The organism is Rhodococcus sp. C26F, from assembly GCF_053345925.1.
In genome coordinates this window covers 1-2,632 of sequence record NZ_JBKFBA010000099.1, presented here as the reverse complement: position 1 = coordinate 2,632, position 2,632 = coordinate 1, and the positions used below count along the sequence as shown (strand labels likewise).

Sequence of the window (2,632 nt, the reverse complement as noted above, 5' to 3'; positions counted from 1 at the left end):
CCGCCGCAGCGGCGGACGCCCTCGACCTCCCGGTGACGGTGCACGACGGACTCACCGAGACGGATTTCGGCGACTGGGAGGGTCTCACCTTCGCCGAGGCCGCGCGTCGCGACCCCGAACTGCACCGGCGCTGGCTCGGCGACACCTCCGTGCGGCCCCCGAACGGCGAGAGCTTCGACGAGGTGGCCAAGCGCATCGCCTCGGTGCGCGACGACCTGCTGACCGACTACGCCGGCACGACCGTGCTGGTCGTCTCGCACGTCACGCCCATCAAGACGTTCCTGCAGATGGCGCTCGAATCGGGCCCGTCGCTGCTGTACCGCCTGCACCTGGATCTCGCGTCGCTCAGCATCGCCGAGTTCTACGCGGACGGCGGATCGTCGGTGCGGCTCGTCAACGACACCTCGCACCTGTGAACCGGTAGCGGTCGCGAAGCGAAAAGTGGCCGCGCAGACATGTCGGGGGGTTGCCTGCGCGGCCACTCATCATGTTTATCTGTCGGCCGACCGACGGTGTTACACGGTTGCCGGAAATTTTTTCCGACGGGATGTCAGGCGGTGCAGCCGGACTGGGATTCCCGGCCGGAAAATCGCTGAGCGAGCCAGTCGAGGCCTTCGACGACGGCCGGGAACATGCCGATCAGGTGGCCGGTTCCGGTCTTCGTCAGGACGGGTCCGACGTCGTAGCGGCGGTAGGTGACGTCGGCGCCGACCGAGCACCACTTGTCGACCATCGTGTCGACACCCTGGACGAGCACGAAGTCGTCGCCGGTGCTCTGCGCGACGAAGACCGGCATCGACGGGGCGCGGTTGCCGAGTTGCTGCTCGGCGACCAGCGACGCCNCGCCCACGGCCCGTCGCCGAGGTGCTCGGCGATGGGCCGTCCGTCGACCGTGTACGACGAGGTCTGCCCGAACGGATTCAGTGTGAACGCGTCGAAGACACAGGCCGTCTCGGCGCGACGCAGGATGTCGAGTCCGGCGGGATCGAACGCCGCCAGCAGCGACGGGGCGTGCTCGGGATAGGCCGAGATGAAACCGTCGACGACCCAGCCGATCCCGCCGGAGAGCAGGGAGCCGTCGCCGGCCACGGCCAGATCGCCCAGGTCGGCGGGCGGTGAGCCGGCCACGGCGCCGACCACCGACAGCTCGGGGGCGTACGTCGCGGCGAGTTCGGCGGCCGAGGCGGACGCCGTGCCGCCCTGCGAATATCCCCAGAACGCGATCGGGCCCTCGGGGTCGCGACCGAGATCGCCGAGCGATCGGGTGGCGCGTGCGAGATCGAGCATTGCCCGTCCCTGCGACTCGCGGTTGAGATAGGGGTGCACGCCGGGTGTGCCGAGTCCTTCGTAGTCGGTGACCGCGACGGCGTAGCCGGCCGCGAGCATCGGACCGATGTGGATGTATTCGTACTCCTGACCGAAGGTCATGAGTTTCGACGGTGCGCACTGGTCGCCCATGCCCTGCGTGCCGGGACCGAGCACGACGGTGGGCCGGGGTCCGGGGCCGGTCCACGGTTGCGACGGGACGAGCACGGTGCCGACGGTGGCGACCGGTCCTCCGGTGGCATTCGTGCTGCGGTACATCACGCGGGTGACGGCCGCGTCGAGGACGGCCAGGGTGTTCGGGACGACGGCGGCGACCGACGGTGCGGTGCGCAGGACGTCGCCGAGCGGCGCCGTCTCGAAGGCCGGAGGGGGCGTGTAGAAGTCGGTATGGGACTCGGCGGTCGCCACCGTCGGTGCGGTCGCGAGGAGTGCAGCCGCGGCGATCGAGGCGAATACTCCGGTGCGTCTGCGCATCCTGGACCTTCCGGCGGGACGAATGTCGAGGAGGGACGCTACCTGCAGTCTGTACGCAGGTGCAATGGCCGACGACGTGCCCTGTCAGACCAGTCGACGCAGCGTGTTGAGGTTCCGGACGGTCGTCGTCGCCTTGTTCCGGGCCGAACCCGACTGCTTCCCCACGGCACTGTCGAGCGTCGAGCCCTTCACGACCTGCCAGTAGAGGACGCCCTCGCCGACTTCGATGCATTCGAGGTCCGGATCGAGATCGTCCGCCAGGGCGGCCAGCGATTCGAGTACGGCGGGATCGGAGACGAACACGACGTACGAATGCCGGTCGGCGCGTGCGTCGTCGAAGGGATACGCCTCGACGACCCGCGCGAGATACGACTGCTCGACGACGAAGGTGTAGGCCTCGTAACCGAACCGCTCGGTGAGTGCGGCCTCGATCCGGGCCTTCGCGGTGGCCGGGTCGTCCTCGGCGTCGAAGAGCACGTTGCCGGATGCGAGGACGGTGCGGACGTTCTCGAAGCCGAGACCGACGAAGACCTCCTTCAGATCGGCCATCCGGATGCGGATGCCGCCGACGTTGATTCCGCGCAGCAGGGCCACGAGTCGCGCCATGAGGGCACCGTAGTTGGCGGCGCCGACACGGCGCGGGATAGTCTGGTCGAGCGAACGAGTCGGCCGGGCGGCCGCGGAGCAGGGAACCGGTACCGCACGGTGCCAGGCCCTGAATCGAGGAAAGTCCGGACTCCACAGAGCAGGGCGGTTGCTAACGGCAACCCGAGGTGACTCGCGGGACAGTGCCACAGAAAGCAAACCGCCTGCCGTACGGCAGGTAAGGGTG

At 68.8% G+C, this 2,632-nt stretch carries 2 protein-coding genes, 1 other RNA gene and 1 pseudogene; 2 read left to right on the top strand and 2 right to left on the bottom strand.

The features are described from left to right. Window positions 1-416, top strand: a 416-nt coding sequence (locus ACLBYD_RS30520; protein ID WP_447819126.1) for a histidine phosphatase family protein, incomplete at its 5' end; no start/stop codon positions are given. A 134-nt stretch (window positions 417-550) separates the two neighbouring features. Here the strand turns inward: ACLBYD_RS30520 and ACLBYD_RS30515 are convergent. Next, window positions 551-1,800, bottom strand: a pseudogene (locus ACLBYD_RS30515) (lipase family protein). Window positions 1,801-1,884: 84 nt separating this feature from the next. Further along, entirely contained in the window at window positions 1,885-2,406 is a 522-nt protein-coding gene (locus ACLBYD_RS30510) for a DUF1697 domain-containing protein (RefSeq protein WP_447819378.1), read from the bottom strand. Between the two features lie 55 nt (window positions 2,407-2,461). On the opposite strand from ACLBYD_RS30510, the gene rnpB reads away from it, so the two are divergent. After that, window positions 2,462-2,632, top strand: an RNA gene (rnpB, locus tag ACLBYD_RS30505) — RNase P RNA component class A; the annotation flags it as partial.

What these genes read in the sequence shown, in the direction of transcription:
- ACLBYD_RS30510 (WP_447819378.1), bottom strand. Translation starts at nt 2,406, where the DNA reads ATGGCGCGACTCGTGGCCCTGCTGCGCGGAATCAACGTCGGCGGCATC.